The 16,597-nt window shown below is 43.1% G+C and carries 14 protein-coding genes; 3 read left to right on the forward strand and 11 right to left on the reverse strand.

The window, feature by feature from the left end:
- Positions 1 to 26 precede the first annotated feature (26 nt).
- The 9 genes from OEG80_RS02965 to uraD all read right to left on the reverse strand — a co-directional run bounded on the left by OEG80_RS02965 (position 27) and on the right by uraD (position 8,979).
- Entirely contained in the window at positions 27 to 1,445 is a 1,419-nt protein-coding gene (locus OEG80_RS02965; protein WP_263241672.1) for an anthranilate synthase component I family protein, read from the reverse strand.
- A gap of 61 nt (positions 1,446 to 1,506) precedes the next feature.
- A complete protein-coding gene (locus OEG80_RS02970) occupies positions 1,507 to 1,782 on the reverse strand; it encodes a Trp family transcriptional regulator (RefSeq protein WP_011514242.1) in 276 nt (91 codons plus the stop codon).
- Positions 1,783 to 2,038: 256 nt separating this feature from the next.
- Positions 2,039 to 2,875, reverse strand: a complete 837-nt coding sequence (locus OEG80_RS02975; RefSeq protein ID WP_020444097.1) for a bifunctional allantoicase/(S)-ureidoglycine aminohydrolase — start codon at positions 2,873 to 2,875, stop codon at positions 2,039 to 2,041.
- 114 nt (positions 2,876 to 2,989) lie between these two features.
- Complete coding sequence (locus OEG80_RS02980; protein ID WP_020444096.1) at positions 2,990 to 3,532, reverse strand: ureidoglycolate lyase; 543 nt, start codon at positions 3,530 to 3,532, stop codon at positions 2,990 to 2,992.
- Between the two features lie 224 nt (positions 3,533 to 3,756).
- Entirely contained in the window at positions 3,757 to 4,737 is a 981-nt protein-coding gene (gene puuE / locus OEG80_RS02985; protein ID WP_011514239.1) for an allantoinase PuuE, read from the reverse strand.
- Positions 4,738 to 4,837: 100 nt separating this feature from the next.
- Positions 4,838 to 6,349, reverse strand: coding sequence for an NCS1 family nucleobase:cation symporter-1 (locus tag OEG80_RS02990; RefSeq protein ID WP_263241675.1), 1,512 nt, complete (start codon positions 6,347 to 6,349; stop codon positions 4,838 to 4,840).
- Positions 6,350 to 6,495: 146 nt separating this feature from the next.
- Positions 6,496 to 7,842: a urate hydroxylase PuuD gene (locus OEG80_RS02995; RefSeq protein ID WP_263241676.1), complete on the reverse strand. Its 1,347-nt coding sequence runs from the start codon at positions 7,840 to 7,842 to the stop codon at positions 6,496 to 6,498.
- Between the two features lie 208 nt (positions 7,843 to 8,050).
- The gene (gene uraH, locus OEG80_RS03000) at positions 8,051 to 8,419 is read right to left on the reverse strand and encodes a hydroxyisourate hydrolase (RefSeq protein WP_011514236.1); all 369 of its coding nucleotides are present in this window, start codon (positions 8,417 to 8,419) and stop codon (positions 8,051 to 8,053) included.
- A gap of 38 nt (positions 8,420 to 8,457) precedes the next feature.
- On the reverse strand, positions 8,458 to 8,979 hold the full coding sequence (uraD, locus tag OEG80_RS03005) for a 2-oxo-4-hydroxy-4-carboxy-5-ureidoimidazoline decarboxylase (RefSeq protein ID WP_020444093.1): 522 nt from the start codon (positions 8,977 to 8,979) through the stop codon (positions 8,458 to 8,460).
- Between the two features lie 336 nt (positions 8,980 to 9,315).
- Here uraD and OEG80_RS03010 point away from each other — a divergent pair, with 336 nt between their 5' ends.
- Positions 9,316 to 9,981: a TetR/AcrR family transcriptional regulator gene (locus OEG80_RS03010; RefSeq protein WP_011514234.1), complete on the forward strand. Its 666-nt coding sequence runs from the start codon at positions 9,316 to 9,318 to the stop codon at positions 9,979 to 9,981.
- Between the two features lie 162 nt (positions 9,982 to 10,143).
- On the opposite strand, the gene OEG80_RS03015 is transcribed toward OEG80_RS03010, so the two are convergent.
- Positions 10,144 to 11,550: a uracil-xanthine permease family protein gene (locus OEG80_RS03015; RefSeq protein WP_149409241.1), complete on the reverse strand. Its 1,407-nt coding sequence runs from the start codon at positions 11,548 to 11,550 to the stop codon at positions 10,144 to 10,146.
- A gap of 649 nt (positions 11,551 to 12,199) precedes the next feature.
- On the opposite strand from OEG80_RS03015, the gene OEG80_RS03020 reads away from it, so the two are divergent.
- Entirely contained in the window at positions 12,200 to 14,293 is a 2,094-nt protein-coding gene (locus OEG80_RS03020; RefSeq protein ID WP_263241679.1) for a TonB-dependent receptor domain-containing protein, read from the forward strand.
- 184 nt (positions 14,294 to 14,477) lie between these two features.
- Positions 14,478 to 15,776, forward strand: a complete 1,299-nt coding sequence (locus OEG80_RS03025; protein ID WP_263241680.1) for a PepSY-associated TM helix domain-containing protein — start codon at positions 14,478 to 14,480, stop codon at positions 15,774 to 15,776.
- A 40-nt stretch (positions 15,777 to 15,816) separates the two neighbouring features.
- Here the strand turns inward: OEG80_RS03025 and OEG80_RS03030 are convergent, their stop codons facing one another.
- Entirely contained in the window at positions 15,817 to 16,587 is a 771-nt protein-coding gene (locus OEG80_RS03030) for an iron ABC transporter ATP-binding protein (protein ID WP_263241681.1), read from the reverse strand.
- Positions 16,588 to 16,597: the final 10 nt, after the last annotated feature.

The raw sequence follows: 16,597 nt of genomic DNA on the forward strand, positions 1-16,597 counted from the left end.
CCAACTCTTTGATAAATTATATGTGGTTATTGGTTCATAAAGCTGTCTAGTACCACTTTCATAGCAGAAAGCTTACGCTGGATTTCTAGATATTCATCAGCAGGATTGGAGTCGTACACATTGCCGCCACAAGTCTGTGCATAGGCCGATTCACCATTGATAAATAAGCTGCGAATAGGAATGGCAAAAATACAATCGCCGTTAAAGTTAAAGGATCCTAATGCGCCGCCATAAGCACCACGACCATCTGGTTCAAGCTCATTAATCACTTTTATCGCTTCAACTTTTGGTGCGCCTGACAAGGTGCCCGCAGGGAAGTTGCTGGCAAGTGCGCTAAACATATCCTCATCGGGGTGCAGAATACCGACGATTTCAGAGGAGATATGCTGTACGTGTGAGAAGCGTTTGATATCCATCAAATTACGCACTTTTACCGTACCAAATTGTGCGACGCGTCCGATATCATTGCGATGCAGATCGACTAGCATATTGTGCTCGGCAATCTCTTTGGCATCATTCAGTAGGGCACGGGCAAGTTTGCGGTCTTCAGCAACATCAACGCCACGCTTGGCTGTACCTGCGAGCGGATAGGTCTCCATCTCTCCTTGACGCAGGCGAAATAGCAATTCAGGTGAGGCACCGATGATGCATTGCTGAGCAAATTTCATAAAATACATATGCGGTGATGGATTGACTGCCCGTAGCTTTTCATAAATTGGCATCTTATCGCCCGCAATACGATATTTGGATTTAAAGCCGACTTCACATTGAAAAATACGCCCAGAGATGATGTCTTCTTTGACTTGCATAACGACTTTAGCATGCTCTTCTTGACTCATACCATCACCTAAAAACTCTACGGTTGGCGGTTTATAACTTGGGATAGGTACATCAAGTAAGGCTTTGATTTGCTCGATGCGATTGTCTTGCTGAGCGGTTGGGTAATAAAAATAGAATATCTCACCGGTCATTTTATCGAGCGTCAAGCCATCTAGATAGACACCAAATTTGAAAGGTTCAAAATCATCGCTTGGCTTGGCATTTAGACTTGGCTCAAAGAAATTGACACAGTCGTAGCCTAGATAGCCGACAAGACCGCCACTTTGCTCACGGGCAATAACGTGCTGCGGAGTAATAGTACGTAGAAGCTGATAAGGATTATCCGTCTGATAATGTTTGGTTTCAGCAGTTTTATTATCGCTAATGGCAAGCGTCGTGCGGTCAATGGCGGCAATGGTCATCACTGGATCAAAACCAATCGCATGATGACGCGACATATGACTGTCTTCGCCCAAGGATTCAAGTAAATAACAGGTGTCAAAAACACCCTCAATACGTTTGAATAACGCAAAAAAATCAATATCTTGCGTCAGCTTTATCCGCTGCGGCTTGCTTGGGATATCAATAGCAGCAGGCTGGTCATATTGTAGTGTAGGAGAGGTCATAACGAGGTCCAAAGTAATTCAAATAGGTCTTATAAAATAAATTCAGCTAATATTCTTGGCGTTAATTGTCTTGTCTGTGGGTGGCTAGCAGTGCACTTACATCGTGAATTTGCATGGCTTTGGCGCCACGAGAGACCGTTGCGATGCCAACGCCCAACTGTTCGGATATGTCACGCTGGGTGATACCACGCTCGAGCAAATCAAAAATACAGATGCGATTGGCAATCTCGTGTTGCTCTTTAGTCGTTAGTAGCGCTGTTAATAGCTCATCGATATCATTACTGTCATTGCAATGGGCTAAATGCGTCAACAAGCTACGATAAGGGTCAGTGCTCATAATATTTAATCTTAATAAAAAAGAGGTAAGTGGCTATATTGTTTCAGTATTCTAGTACAGTAGTACATAAAAAACAAGTAAAGTGATGAATGTTTTAGCATTGCTTGATTAAAGCGCTGTTTAAAAATATTAACTTCAGCATAAAAATAAAAAGCCAGCTAATCGTAATGAGCTGGCTTTACTATTAAAAATTTTGCTGGTGTTCTAAAGAACAATGAATGATAGATTCGAATGAACGACTAAGCCTTTATATTGCTTATTTTACTGGGCGAATAAACGGCATATGTCTATTCACATCTTTATATAGTAAGTATCTAAATGGACCTGGTCCACCAGCGTAACAAGATTGTGGACAGAATGCACGCAGCCACATAAAGTCACCTGCTTCAACTTCTACCCATTCACCGTTTAAGTGATAGACGGCTTTACCTTCTAATACATACAAACCATGTTCCATAACATGCGTTTCATCAAATGGAATCACGCCACCTGGTTGAAACGTCACGATATTCACATGCATGTCGTGACGCATATCAGACTGCTCGGTAAATCGAGTGGTTGTCCATACGCCATCAGTACCCGGCATCTCAATAGCTTCAACATCGTGATCGCTAGTTACAAACGCTTCAGGCACATCAATATCTTCACAGTGTTGATAGGCTTTACGGATCCAATGGAATTTGACGTGCTTGTCGCTATTGTTCTTTAGCGTCCATTTGCAGCCAGGTGGTAAAAATGCATAACCACCTGATTCAAGATGATGCGACACGCCTTCAATCGTCATGTCCATTTCACCTTCAACGATGAATACGACGCCTTCGGCATTTGCATCTAGTTCAGGTTTTTCTGAGCCGCCATTTGGTGCTACTTCGACGATATACTGTGAGAAGGTTTCAGAGAAACCGCTTAAAGGACGTGCAAGCACCCACATGCGCATGCCTGTCCAAAAAGGTAAATAACTAATCACGATGTCGGTTAGTACACGTTTAGGAATAATCGCATAAGCTTCGGTGAAGATAGCACGATCGGATAGTAATTGTGTTTGTGGAGGCAATCCGCCAGTTGGTGCGTAATAAGTACTTTTTGTTGTCATGGTTCGTGTTCCTTAGGGGTTTGGTGCCGCGATAAATTTGTGTCTGAACCTTTGATTTTTTATATGATTAATGCTCTGACATTAGCATAATTCTTCGTCAGTTGACGATAGCCATTAGGCCTGATTTTTAGCCTGCTCAGCAGATATATCAATGCAAACTTCCCAATCATCAATCTCGAATTCATGGCAATTGTTACCTTCGCCGTTGATACGATCAATCACTAAAAAGTCACAATCCGCTTTTAGCGCCAGTAGCGGATGATGCCAAACATTGGCATCATACTGTACACCTTGATGCGAATGAGCATAAAACACTTCTAAATCATCAGCTGATTTAGGCGCATCGCCAGCTTTGGCCACAACGACTATATAGTCTGTGCCATTCATAGAAAAGAACGCTTGCGTGCCAAATGGATGGTATTCCATGACCGATAACGTAATAGGGCAGTCACGTCTTTTAGTACGGAAAATACTAAAACCGACTTCTCCGCCATCATGAGTGACTTTTGAGATAGCATTATGACGACAGGCAAAGCCACGATTGATATCCCAGCTGTTTTCAGGGCACTTTTCTTGATCATCATAAGGCTCAATCACTGAGCCATAAGGAGCAAAAGCAGCTTTAGTTAAAGGTTTAGCAATGAGTGTGGTTTTCATAAGTTCACCTTTAGATTAATTAGCAATATTATTTATTTGTTCTAGCAACTTATTAAGTGATAGCTCGATTTGAGCTAAGGAAATACCGGATATAAGATGTCATCTTTAAGCAATTACAGCACTCAGGTATCAACCACCTTGAGCGTATCATCCGTTAGCTTACGTGGTTGATACTATGTACGTGCTTATTAATATGATGATACGTCTTATGATTGTTGTTACGGCTACATCCAGTTGGCGGTGTTATCAGCCGTGGCTGGATGATTTTCATACCAGTGCTTGGCGATTTCATCGCGGCGGCAGATCCAAACGTCGGGTTTACTGGTGATGTATTGCAAAAACTGTTTAAGCGCTTTAATGCGACCAGCACGACCAATGATGCGGCAATGCAAACCAATGGTTAGCATCTTGGGAGTGTCTTGACCTTCTTCATATAGAGTGTCAAAGCTGTCTTTTAAATACTGATAAAAAGGTTCAGCATTGGTGAACCCAGGACTTGAAGAAAAACGCATGTCATTGGTCTCAAGCGTATAAGGAATGACCAGATGCGGTTTGCGAGCAATTTTGTTGCCTTCTTCTACTTTAACATTGAGCCAGTACGGCAGCTCATCAGCATAAGAGTCAGAGTCATAAATGTAGCCGCCTTGTTCTGCGACCAGCTCGCGAGTATTTGGGCTATCGCGACCGGTATACCAGCCAAGAGGCTGATTGCCGACCATCCGCTCAAATATTTCAGTGGCGCGGCGCACATGTTCACGCTCGGTCTCGCGGTACATATATTGATAGGTTATCCAGCGCAATCCGTGACTGGCAATCTCATGACCATCTTCTAGAATACGCTCGACAATATGCGGTGTTTTTTCGGCAGCGGCTGCACAAGTAAAGGTAGTAATAGGTAAACCATATTCTTTAAAAGTATCTAGTACGCGCCAAACACCCACTCGGCTACCATATTCAAAGGCGGATTCAATCGACTGATGGCGGTTGTTAAATTCTGGCGTACCTAAAACGTCTGATAAAAAACGTTCTGACTGACCGTCGCCATGCAAGACACTGTTCTCTGCGCCTTCTTCGATATTTAGCACAAACTGTACGGCAATCTTAGCGCCGCCCGGCCAATTGGCTTTGGGTGGATGGTCGCCATAGCCTTTTAAATCGCGTGGATAAGCGGCTTGATCAAAGTCGCTGGTTATCTTTTTTTTCATGGTGTTTTATCCTTTATAAAAACAGAGTAATAGGTCTGTTAGACATGTAATAACTATTTTTTATTCTACTCTTGCACTTCATGTTTCTGACTTCACTGCCTTATTCTACTATGGTGTCAGGATCTACTGCATAAGGGCGCATCAATACCCAATACACGATGCCACCTATTGCCGCGCCTAATAAGAAACCATAACCTTCAAGCTTAGTCAGTGCGGGTATCAATACCGTGGCGATAGGGAATAAAGCGCCGATTGCAAAGGCGATAAGCGCACGGATGTTCCAGCCTTTGTAGTAGTAATATGCACCAGTTGGGTGAGCGGAAAATAAGTCATTCATATCGATATGTTGACGTTTAATCAGGTAATAATCGATGACTAAGATACCAAAGAATGGAGCGATGACCGCACCAATAGTATTTACAAAACCGACAATACCGATCTTACTGATGAATGATAACCACAATGCACCAACGAAAAAGGCGATAACAGCAGTAATTAAACCGCCCATGCGAAAGTTAATATGCTTAGGAAATAAGTTAGCCAAATCGTAAGCAGGGGGAATAAAGTTTGCAACCATATTGATACCGACGGTTGCGGCAAAGAAGGTCAGCGCTGCAATAATGGTCAAGGGTAGAGAATCCACACGATCAACAATATCCGATGGATTGGTCAATGCTTCGCCAAATATTACTAGGGTTCCAGCGGTAATGACCAAGGCGATGAACGAGAAAAATACCATGTTAATCGGCAAACCGAGTAAGTTACCCAAGCGCATATCGCGCTCACTACGCAAAAATCGTGAGAAATCACCGAAGTTTATGACGACTGCTGCAAAATAAGCAACCATCGTACCGACGATAGCAGTAAATGCCTGTATGGAATTTCCACTATAATCGCTGCCACTAGCGAAGATAGAGTTAATCGCAGGTAACAACTCAGAGCCTGATTGATACCAGATGACGGCCATCAGGATGACCATAACGACATAGACTAGCGGTCCTGCCCAATTCAAAAAGTGCTTGATCGGCTCGATGCCTGCCCAAAACAGTAAAATCTGAAATACCCAAACGATGACAAAGGCAATCCAAGCGGTACTATTCAAGCCTAAAAATGTCGTATCTGGGCTACCTATGACAATAGTCAACAAAATGGCAACTGCAGTTGAGGCAAAGTAGGTCTGCACCCCGTACCAAAAGATACCGATAATAGCGCGTAAGATGGCAGGTAAGTTAGCGCCATTGATACCCATGCTGGCACGTATTAAGACTGGAAAAGGGATGCCATATTTGACACTAGGTTTACCAGTTAAGTTGACCATCAGCATGACGATGAATCCTGAGCAGATAATCGCTGCCATGACCCACCACCCATTCAGTCCATAACTCAAAAATAAGGAGGCCGCTAAGGTATAACCGAATAAGCTCTGAATATCATTGGACCAAACATTGAATATCGCAAACCAACCCCAAGTACGCTGTTCAGGCTGTAGTGGGGCAAGATCTTCATTATATAATCTTGATTTTTTGCGTTCTGGATTAAAGGTATTGCAATCATAGAGCGCGCTATTGGATTGAGTGCTGAGCTGACTTCCTTGCTCATTCGCAGTGGACATCCTTTTCTCCCTTTAGATTGGAATCAATCGAAATAAACATTGTTAACACTTATTAATGTTTATTGTTAACACTTTAAGGATGTCTAGGTCATTGGTCAAGATAATTGTTTGATCAGCGTTTACTCTTCTTTGTCTAGAATGCTCATTTATAACCCTGAAGCATAAGCGACCAGTTGTTGGCGCTCTTCATCGCTTAGCTGAGTGATATTACCCAGTGGCATATAGCCACTTTGTACGGCAGTCACAATCTTAGCTTGATGAGTTTTTATGTCTGCAGGGGTTTGGATAATAATACCCGCTGGCGGCGCATTAAATCCAGCTTGTGTTGGTTGTGCCGCATGGCAAACGCTACATTTTGCTTCTACTACTTTCATGATAGCGTCGTCAGCTGAAGCAGCAACAGGTACTACTTCGGTAGCGGCAGTTCCGCCAGCAACCGCATTGGAATCAGCCTCTGTAGCAGTAGCAGGTGCTACCGTATTCGTATCTTGAGTGACAGCAGCAGGCGGTGTATCTGTCGGTGCTACTTCAGTGACAGCAGGCGTCTTGATTGGAGAAACTGGTAATGGCTCGATAGGTGCTGGACGCATCCAGATAATCAATAGCACGGTTGCTATCGCAGGAATCACTAAGAATTTTGGTCTATGGCGACCCAAGTGTTTTTCGTTGAAGTAATGACGAGCTGTTGCCGTGATGACACCAATGAATACCAATATTAACCAACCATGCGCATGTGAATACATCATTGGATAGTGATTACTAATCATGATAAAGATAAGCGGCAAGGTAAAGTAGTTATTCATCAATGAGCGATTTCTGGCCATCAATGCCAAATCTGCTACTTCTGGACCTGGTTTTACGCCGCGGCGTACACAATCTACGAGTGCGCGCTGAGCCGGCATAATACCGAAGAAGACATTACCTGCCATGATAGTACCTAAAATGGCACCGACATGGATAAAGGATGCACGATCACTAAACAGCTGGTATGAGCCCCAAGTGGCGATAATCATGAGTACAAAGATAGTGACACTAAAAGCCAGTTTATTTTTGCCGACATTGCTGCGTACAATGACTTCATAAATAAAATAACTACCGAATAAGAACAGTAGACTGGTCGATATAGCACCAACACTGCTACCAAAATCAACTTTGCTCGGATCAATCAAATAAGCTGTGGCATTGATGTAGTAGACAATAATGAGCATCGCCATACCAGTCAGCCATGTGGTGTAAGCTTCCCACTTAAACCAATGCAGCGTTTTTGGCATCTCTTCAGGTTCGAGCTTGTATTTGGCAATTTCATAGAAACCACCACCATGTACTGCCCAAAGATCGCCTGAAATGCCTTTTTTTGCTTTCCATTCTGGTGGCTTCTGAAGACTCATATCTAGCCATACGAAATAAAATGATGCGCCAATCCATGCTACACCAGCGATAACGTGAAACCAGCGGAAAAATAAGCTTAGCCAATCGAGAAGATATGCACCCATGTTGTCAATGTCCTTTTATATTATTATATCTTGGTAACTCGTAACGACTTTTGCTCACCTTCGTTATTATAAAAGATTGTGATACAACGTAGCGATACCAGGATTATTCATTTGGTCTTAAATCACTGACCTCATTGTCAGGTGTTTAAAGTTTCCAGCACTCGTTTAGCCTTGTTTTTATAAGGTTTCGAGTCATAAAGCTATAAAATCATGATCCGCGATAAGTGCCGTAGCCGTGTGCGCTAAGCAGTAGCGGCACATGGTAGTGACCGTTATCTTGTATCATAAAATCGATGACCACTTGCGGATAAAATACTGTGAGGTTTTGCGTATCAAAATATGCTTGGGTATCAAAGGTCAGCGTATAGCGACCGATATCTAAATGATACTCGGCAATATCAATTTCTGGGTTAAATGCCCAGCTATCTGGCGTCACGCGACCATCAGCGTTGGTGACACCGTTTGCCAATAATGACGGCTCGCCACTGGCACTAATACGATGTAACGTCACTGCGATATCAGCGGCAGGCTTGCCAAGATGGGTGTCTAAAATATGTGATGAAAGAGTACCTGACATAATAATTCCTTTTATGTATGAGAGAGACAAAGCAAGATTTAAGCGTCGCCTAACAGTTTTTGTAAACGCAAACGCGTGATTTTATTTTGTTCAGTAGCCGCATTGAGCAATTCAGTCTCGCGATCATTTGGCAGGCGTGCTTGCAATAGATCAAGCATTTGCTGCGCGCTTTTACCAGTTGCAAAGACAATAAAGATAAAGCCGAATTTATCGAGATAGTCTTGATTGCCTTGTGCTAACGCTTCAAGTACCGCATCTTCAGCGTCATTGGCGCCTGATTGCTCATGAGCAGCACTGTCTTGCGTATTGCGATACTTCTCTTTTAATGAGTCGACATTGCCAATCTGTGGGTGACCATCAAAGGCTTCTAGCAAGTTAGCTTCATCCGCTTTAGCTTGTTGCCATGCGTCATCGCTTGCACTCAATAGTGCTTTTATATCTGCAAACGGACGTGCGTCTGCCAAGGTTTGCGCCCATTGGCTACTAGTACAGCACGTTAGAAATTCTGAGGTCGCATCGGCTTGCGAGAGGGCGTTCAGTTGCGCTAGTGATAAGCTCACAGTGATATCCTTATCTGTTGACACAAAGTGTTGACGGATACACATTTATCATTTGAGTGATATGAATTTATAAGGTACAGACAGTATCGTGTGCTGATATTAGTCTGTTGATTACTTAACTCAGGGAAAAACTCAGGTGAAAGTAGTATCGATTGAGTCATAATTGGTTAATATATATCCATTCTGCTTAAACCTGACTAAATGGTCAACTACTTTATGCAAAATATTTTTATTTTTTACTAGATATGCTAATAATCAGTGTGTTTATTCACAGTTTATCTTAAAGTCACGCTAGAATATGGTACTTACTGATATAAATGTCTAATGGTGCAACCTATGACTCAAATTTCTAAAGCAAAAGCTTCATCCGCCTCTGAGAGCGTGGTTCATCGCAATCAGCATGATATTCGTGCCCAAAACCAAGCGGTGATTTTGACTGCCGCTGAAGAAGAGTTTGTGCTGAAAAGCTATCGCGGTGCCACCATGCAAGGTATCGCTGATCGAGCAGGGCTGCCAAAAGCCAATGTGCATTACTATTTTAAGAGTAAGACCAATCTGTACAAAGTAGTTTTGCGTGCCATCATTCAAGAGTGGAATGATGGCTTGGTGACGATGACAGTAGACAGCGATCCAAGAACCGTTATCGAAAAATTCGTCCGCACCAAATTGCATCAAGCATTTGCAAACCCAAATCGCCATAAGCTATTTGCGTTAGAGGTCATCGGCGGTGCCCCGCATTTACATGATTTTATGTCGACGGCGATGAAAGATTGGGCACTGGATAAGACACAAGTCATGAAGATATGGCATGAGCAAGGCAAAATTGCCATTGCTGACCCTTTACAGCTATTGATTTTGATTTGGGCAACCACGCAGCGCTATGCAGAGTTTGAAACAGAAATCGTCGGCTTAATGCAAAAGAGCGCGTATGATGAGACAGACGAGGCCCGCGCTGCTGACTTCTTAATACCTTTTATACTACGAGGTTGCGGACTCGAGTAGGGGTAGATTGGAATAACTGCTATTAATGAATGGCTTGACGCATAAAGGATTGCTTTAACGATATCGCTGCTAATTAGCGCTTTATCATTAAGGCAATCCTTTTCTTTTGTCACTCAGCAAAGTCTTTTACATTGTCTTAGAAAATCATCTAACCCTTGATTCTTAAGCGGCTTCACGAGCAGACTTCACGTCATCCTCAGCATGCTGGTCAGCCGTATCAAACTCCGCACCAAAGCTTTTTGGTAAAATCATATCAAGCGTAATCGCGATAATACCCGATACGGTCACTGCTGAACCAAAGATATTACGGAACATCTGCGGCATTTGTGCAAATACATCAGGCACAAAGGCAACACCCATCGCCAAACCTAGAGAGGTGGCTATGATTAAGATATTACGATGGGTAAAGTTTACGGTCGAAAGTATGCGAATACCAGCAGTCGCTACGGTTGCAAACATCAACAATGTCACACCACCAACTACTGGTTTTGGCAGCTGAGTGAAGATAGCACCTAGGATAGGGAATAAACCCATAAAAAATAAGATACCGCCGACATAGAAGCCTACATAGCGACTAGCGATACCCGTCATCTGAATAACGCCATTATTCTGGCTAAAAGTAGTGACTGGGAAGCTGTTAAAGATACCAGCAATGGCAGAGTTGACACCGTCAGCTAGTACCCCACCTTTGATACGTTTCTCATATAGTGGACCTTTGATAGGCTCACCTGAGATCATCGACGTCGCGGTCAAATCACCAGCAGTCTCGATACTGGTAATAATATACATAAAAGCAATCGGTATAAACGCTTGCCAATCAAAACTAAAGCCAAACTTGAAAGGCACAGGTACAGTCAGTAGCGGGGCTTGTGAGACTAATGAGAAGTCAATACGACCCATAAATGCTGCTACCAGCAAGCCTAACATCAGACCAATAAAAATAGCGCTTGAGCGAATAACTTTGTTAGGTACGATACTAATAAGCACGACACTGATTAAGACCCCGCCACCCAGTAGCAAATTCTCCATGCTACCAAAATTCTCTGCACCAACACCGCCTGCTAGATCGGTTAGACCAACTTTGGTTAGGGACAAACCAATAGTGACAATGACACAGCCGGTGACGATAGGGCTCATCAAGGATTTAAGTTTAGTAATAAACTGACTCAAGAATATCTCGACAAAGGCGCCTAAGAACGTCACGCCAAAGATAACAGAGAGAATCTCCTCAGGACTACCACCTCGGTTTTTTACTACAAAACCTGCTGCTAACACTGCCGCTAAAAAACCAAAGCTGGTGCCTTGCAGAGCCATCAGCCCTGAACCGACAGGACCAAATTTACGGGTTTGAATAAAGGTTGAAACCCCAGATACCATTAGCGCCATACTGATCAGGTAGGGAATATGCTCACCTAGACCCAAAGCACCGCCAATAATCAATGAGGGCGTAATAACACCAACGAAAGCGGCGAGTACATGCTGTACCGCACCTAAAAATGCTTTTGCAGGCGCAGGACGGTCGTGCAGTCCGTACAATAAATCGGGATTTCCTTGAGTATGCTCACTCATTTTGGCTTTCTCCTAAAGTGACTTTTAGTCCAAGCTCTGTAAAGATATTTAGAGACAGCGTTACGTTGATAAATAGGAGACATATGAGGGTCTCTATAAGCCCTTATCGCAGCTAGCTGTTTACACAGTATCAAACACAGAGTCGCATGATCCTTATGCAAATACATGCAAGCAAATAACCAGTCTTTCTCAGTCTGACCGATAGTCGTATGTACAAACCTGACTAAATAGTCAACTATCTTAGGGTATATGTAATTGGCAGTATATTGCAATACTTTTTTTTGATATTCAGCGTTTATAAATAATCACTCAGTCGCTGATAATCGCCTCCGCATATATGGGGAACTTATGTAGACGGCAATACACTAAAGGTATTCATCAGATGTGCAGGTGCCGATACAAGCCTACAAAGATATTAAAAGAAAATTTTTCAGTTTAAATATTGCCAAATTGTTAATACTTCGTTATTATGCCTGTCAATATTTAAACGCTAATCATTATCATTAACATTAATAATGTCATTCTTATATGAAACTTAATAATTATTAAAGCATCAAGCTTTTTAGAAAGTGATTTTGGGCAAAAATTACTGATTATTGGTTTCCTAAACGAGTTTTAAAATTCTTATACTAGATAAAGTGAGTATGTTATGCGCGAAGTAAAATTAGCAAGATTTTCTAGTCGATTGACCGTATTGTCTATGGGCATAGCAGCAGTATTAGGGGCACAAGCGGCGAGTGCTGGGACCTCAGCAGATATGCCGAGCACTACCTTACAGACCATCACAGTGACGGCAAACAGCTCAGTACGTGAAAGCGTGCAAGAGGGCGATGTTGATGTTGAAGGCTATACCCCAGCTGCGCAGGCAAGCCACTTAAGTGATTTTTTAAATGTCGTACCCGGTGTTACGGTAGGTGGTACGTCAGCAGTTAATCAACGCATTCGCGTACGTGGACTGGATGATACCAATCTAAAAGTCACTATTGATGGCGCTCGCCAAGAAGGCACGCTGTTTTATCATATGGGCGATGTGACCATTGACCCTGATTTGCTAAAACAAGCGGAAGTATCGGTCGGTAATAACTCAGTGACACTAGGTAACGATGCGCTAGGTGGCGCAGTTGCTTTTAAAACCGTTGATGCCGCTGATTTGCTAAAACCGGGGCAAAAAATCGGTGCCAAATTGCATGCAGGTTATGCTAGTAATAATGATGAATTGCTCACCTCAGCGACTGTGTTTGCTGCGCCAACGGATAATATAGACTTACTGGCTTATTATGGTCAGCGTAATGCCAATGCGGGTGAAGATGGCGAAGGTCGTAAGATCCAAACGGAAGATAGCAAAGGCGAGAATATTTTATTAAAGGCAGGTGCGTATATTGCCAATGACCATCACGTAGGGGCTAGCTTTAGCCGTACCGAAAACGAAGGCATGTTCCCATTACGCCCAGATTTCCCAGCAAGCCCAGGCGTTGGCAGCTGGAATGAAATTCTGCCGCAAAAGGTTAAGCGTGATACCTATGGTTTAGACTATAGCTACAATCCTGCCAGTAACTTGGTCAATGTCGATACCAATGTTTATCAAACCGAAACGCAGATTTCACGAGATACCGACTATACGACAAAGCCAGGTTATAACTGGGAAGCGGGCGTAAAAACCACCGGCGCAAAAATTCAAAATACCAGTGTTATTGATACCAATGTCGGCAGCCATAAACTAATCGCCGGTGTTGAGCACTATAAAAAAGAATCTGAGCTAGAGCGTGACTTTGTTAAAAAAGGCACCGATGAAGCCAAGAATACCTCTATTTATCTAGAAGATCAGTGGAAAAATGGCAAATTAACCTTAACGCCGGGCGTACGCTACGACCGTTATGAGTCGCCTGAATTTGTTGCTGGTGGCAAAACTTATGACAATGTCGTTGGTGCGCTTGCAGCAAGCTATGAGATTGCACCGTTAACGCAAGTATTTGCCAGTTATACGCAATTATTTAACGGTCCTGATTTGAGCCAAGCGATCTTTAACTCAGATGGCGACAAAACCTACGTCAATAGTGACTTAAAAGCAGAAGAAGGGTCAAATGCTGAGATTGGTATCGTTAAAACATTGCGTGACCTAACGGTAGCGGGCGATGCACTGCAACTTAGCGGAAAATATTTTGAAACTGATATCGAAAACTTTATTGAATTTGTCCGTTCTGGTGGTACTCGCGTTGGCTTAGACTGTACCACTGGACAACTTGGTGGCGCTTGCCAAGGCGCGGTCAATAAAGATGAAGATTATAAAATTAAGGGTGTTGAGCTCGCTGCTGACTATAAAATGGATAATTTTAGCATGGGTCTAAGCTATGCCCATGCACGTAGCAAAGGTGATAAAACGGGCTATAGCATCCCATCAGTAACGGGTGGCAGTGCCGACTCTGGCGATAAATATATGGTGAACTTGGCCTACGTACCAACAGACACCACCGAGCTGGGCTGGCGCAGTACCTATGTGGCTGCCATCACGCCCAAAACTGAATCTGCCCAGCCTGAAAAGTCTAACTATGATGTGCATGATATTTTTATGAGCTATATGCCAAAACAAGTCGAGGGTTTAAAAGCGACTGTTGGGGTTTATAATATCTTTGATGAAACCTATGCCAGCCATGCGTCACGTTCGCTTGCAGAACAAGCAGATGGTTTGCGTACCGACTTTGAACCCGGTCGCAATATCAAAGCATCTTTAACCTATCAGTTCTAAATTTATACTGATCATGCGTAAAAAATGAGTGTTAAAAAAGCCAGCTGCTTTGTATAAGAGCTGGCTTTTTTATGTTGAAACCTCTTTTTTAAACCATATGTCTTTTTTAAACCGTTTTATGCGTCTTTAACACATCAGCATTTAGCGCAATTCTAACGCTAAAATTAACAAAGAATAATAATCAATGATTTCATTTAACCCACGCCAAACTTGCCTATGGATTCACCGTTATACTGGACTTGTGATGGCCGCTTTTTTACTTATGGCTGGTATAACGGGCGCGCTATTGGCATTTCACGATGAGCTGGACGCGGTATTTAATCAGCGTTTGGCGGTTGTTGAGAAAGCGCAGACACCGCCATTGTCTATCGCCACCTTGCAGGACAAGGTGATTAGCCATTATCCAGAATACAGTTTTTCGACCATGCCAGTAGCAATCGAGCCTAACCGCGCCGTCGTTTTTGCGGTTGATAAATATAAAGGCGATGTAAAGGTAGAACCTGCGCCTTTATTTCAAGAGGTTTATATCAATCCCTATACTGCGGATATCATTGGGGCACGTGATAAAGACGAGTGGGCATGGCGCAATACCATGTGGAAGGTGTTCTGGCTGCATCGTGAGTTGTTGCTTGGTGATATCGGCAAGCTGGTACTGGGTATTATTGCGCTTGTTTGGACGATTAATTGTTTTATTGGATTTTATTTAACCTTTCCAAGAGCGGTTAAAAAGAATCATGTGCCGCCCCAATATTCTGCTAAAAAACGGGCGTCTTTATTAAAACGCTGGCTGCCTGCGTGGAAAATCCGCACCAAAACCAATGCCTTTAAGCTTAATTATGATGCGCATCATGCGTTTGGTTTATGGTTGTGGCTGATGCTGTTTGTGATTGCATGGTCAAGTGTGGGGTTTAATTTGCAGCAGGTTTATAAGCCGGTAATGCAAGCGGTGCTCGGTCTTGACAGTAAAGCAGGTAACAAAGGCAAAGAAGATAAATTGAATAAAGCAGATAAATCTAGCGCGCCAGTTAGCACTGAAATGATCACCGCTAATATTGTTAATAAAGCCAATAGTATCGATTACTTAAGCAAGAAAGCAACTATTGCCGCGCAAAAAAACGGCTTAACCGTGCAGCAATTATTAGGCGTTCGCTGGGTTGAGGAAGATAAGCAGTGGCAGATGCGCTTTAAAACCAATCAAGACATCGGCAAGAAAAATGGCGCGTCTTCAATTACAGTCAATGCAAGAGATGGTAGCGTTGAGAAAGTAAATTTTGCTTATCAAAACGCCTCATTTGGTCATAAAGCTGATCAATGGCTATCTACTTTACATATGGGACATATCAGTCATGGTGTCGGTCATTTAGCATATCAAATCTTCTTGGCATTGATTGGAGTAGCCGTTGCTGTCTTGTCTGGTACTGGGGTATATCTGTGGTGGAAAGGTCGACAGCAACGCTTAAAATCTTTGCGAAAGCTGAGATAAAACCGGGCTAAAAGTGACAAAGCCACTTACAAGTACGATTTTAAGCCGCATCCACGATTACCGGACGACCTTGGTGATTGATTACAGTGACATCAACGTTATAGAGATCTTTCATGGTCTCTTGGGTAATGACATCGACAGGACGTCCAATAGCTTGTACTTGACCGTCCTTCATAGTCACCACAGTATCGGCAAACTGTGCGGCCTGATTGATGTCATGGAGGACAATGACGACGGTTTTTTGCTGAGTATGACTCAACTGGCGTAATTCACGCATCAAGCGCCCCGAATGATACATATCGAGATTATTTAGCGGCTCATCAAGCAATAAATACGGTGTATCTTGGCAAACAATCATCGCAATCAGCACCCGTTGCCGCTGTCCACCCGATAAGGCAGATAAAAAACGCTCCGCTAATGGCTCTAGCTCAAAGCGTTCGATAATCTCAGCCACTTTTTCCTGATCGCTTGCCGTTGGACGACCTTGATGATACGGATAGCGCCCAAACATCAGTAATTCATGCACCCGCAGCCGCCCTTGCACTTGATTGTCTTGACTGAGCATGGCTACCGTCGTCGCAAGGGTACGCGCATCGCATTGAACAATATCACGTTCCTCATTATCTACAGCAAAGCTAACCTGTCCGCTTTGCAATGATTGCAACCGCGCCATCACCGAAAATAACGTCGATTTACCGGCACCATTGGGACCAATTAAAGCGATGACTTGTGACGGTGGCAACAATAAGTTGATATCGTGTAAAATCTGCTGCTTGCCAATATGATGCGATACACCCGTTATTTTTATCATAATGCTTCTT

The organism is Psychrobacter sp. SC65A.3 (assembly GCF_025642195.1).
Classification (GTDB): Bacteria; Pseudomonadota; Gammaproteobacteria; order Pseudomonadales; family Moraxellaceae; genus Psychrobacter; species Psychrobacter cryohalolentis.

Excerpts from the sequence above, each read along its gene's own strand:
- OEG80_RS02965 (WP_263241672.1), bottom strand. The coding sequence starts at position 1,445 with ATGACCTCTCCTACACTACAATATGACCAGCCTGCTGCTATTGATATC.
- OEG80_RS02970 (WP_011514242.1), bottom strand. The coding sequence starts at position 1,782 with ATGAGCACTGACCCTTATCGTAGCTTGTTGACGCATTTAGCCCATTGC.
- OEG80_RS02975 (WP_020444097.1), bottom strand. The coding sequence starts at position 2,875 with ATGACAACAAAAAGTACTTATTACGCACCAACTGGCGGATTGCCTCCA.
- OEG80_RS02980 (WP_020444096.1), bottom strand. The coding sequence starts at position 3,532 with ATGAAAACCACACTCATTGCTAAACCTTTAACTAAAGCTGCTTTTGCT.
- puuE (WP_011514239.1), bottom strand. The coding sequence starts at position 4,737 with ATGAAAAAAAAGATAACCAGCGACTTTGATCAAGCCGCTTATCCACGC.
- OEG80_RS02990 (WP_263241675.1), bottom strand. The coding sequence starts at position 6,349 with ATGTCCACTGCGAATGAGCAAGGAAGTCAGCTCAGCACTCAATCCAAT.
- OEG80_RS02995 (WP_263241676.1), bottom strand. The coding sequence starts at position 7,842 with ATGGGTGCATATCTTCTCGATTGGCTAAGCTTATTTTTCCGCTGGTTT.
- uraH (WP_011514236.1), bottom strand. The coding sequence starts at position 8,419 with ATGTCAGGTACTCTTTCATCACATATTTTAGACACCCATCTTGGCAAG.
- OEG80_RS03010 (WP_011514234.1), top strand. The coding sequence starts at position 9,316 with ATGACTCAAATTTCTAAAGCAAAAGCTTCATCCGCCTCTGAGAGCGTG.
- OEG80_RS03015 (WP_149409241.1), bottom strand. The coding sequence starts at position 11,550 with ATGAGTGAGCATACTCAAGGAAATCCCGATTTATTGTACGGACTGCAC.
- OEG80_RS03020 (WP_263241679.1), top strand. The coding sequence starts at position 12,200 with ATGCGCGAAGTAAAATTAGCAAGATTTTCTAGTCGATTGACCGTATTG.
- OEG80_RS03025 (WP_263241680.1), top strand. The coding sequence starts at position 14,478 with ATGATTTCATTTAACCCACGCCAAACTTGCCTATGGATTCACCGTTAT.
- OEG80_RS03030 (WP_263241681.1), bottom strand. The coding sequence starts at position 16,587 with ATGATAAAAATAACGGGTGTATCGCATCATATTGGCAAGCAGCAGATT.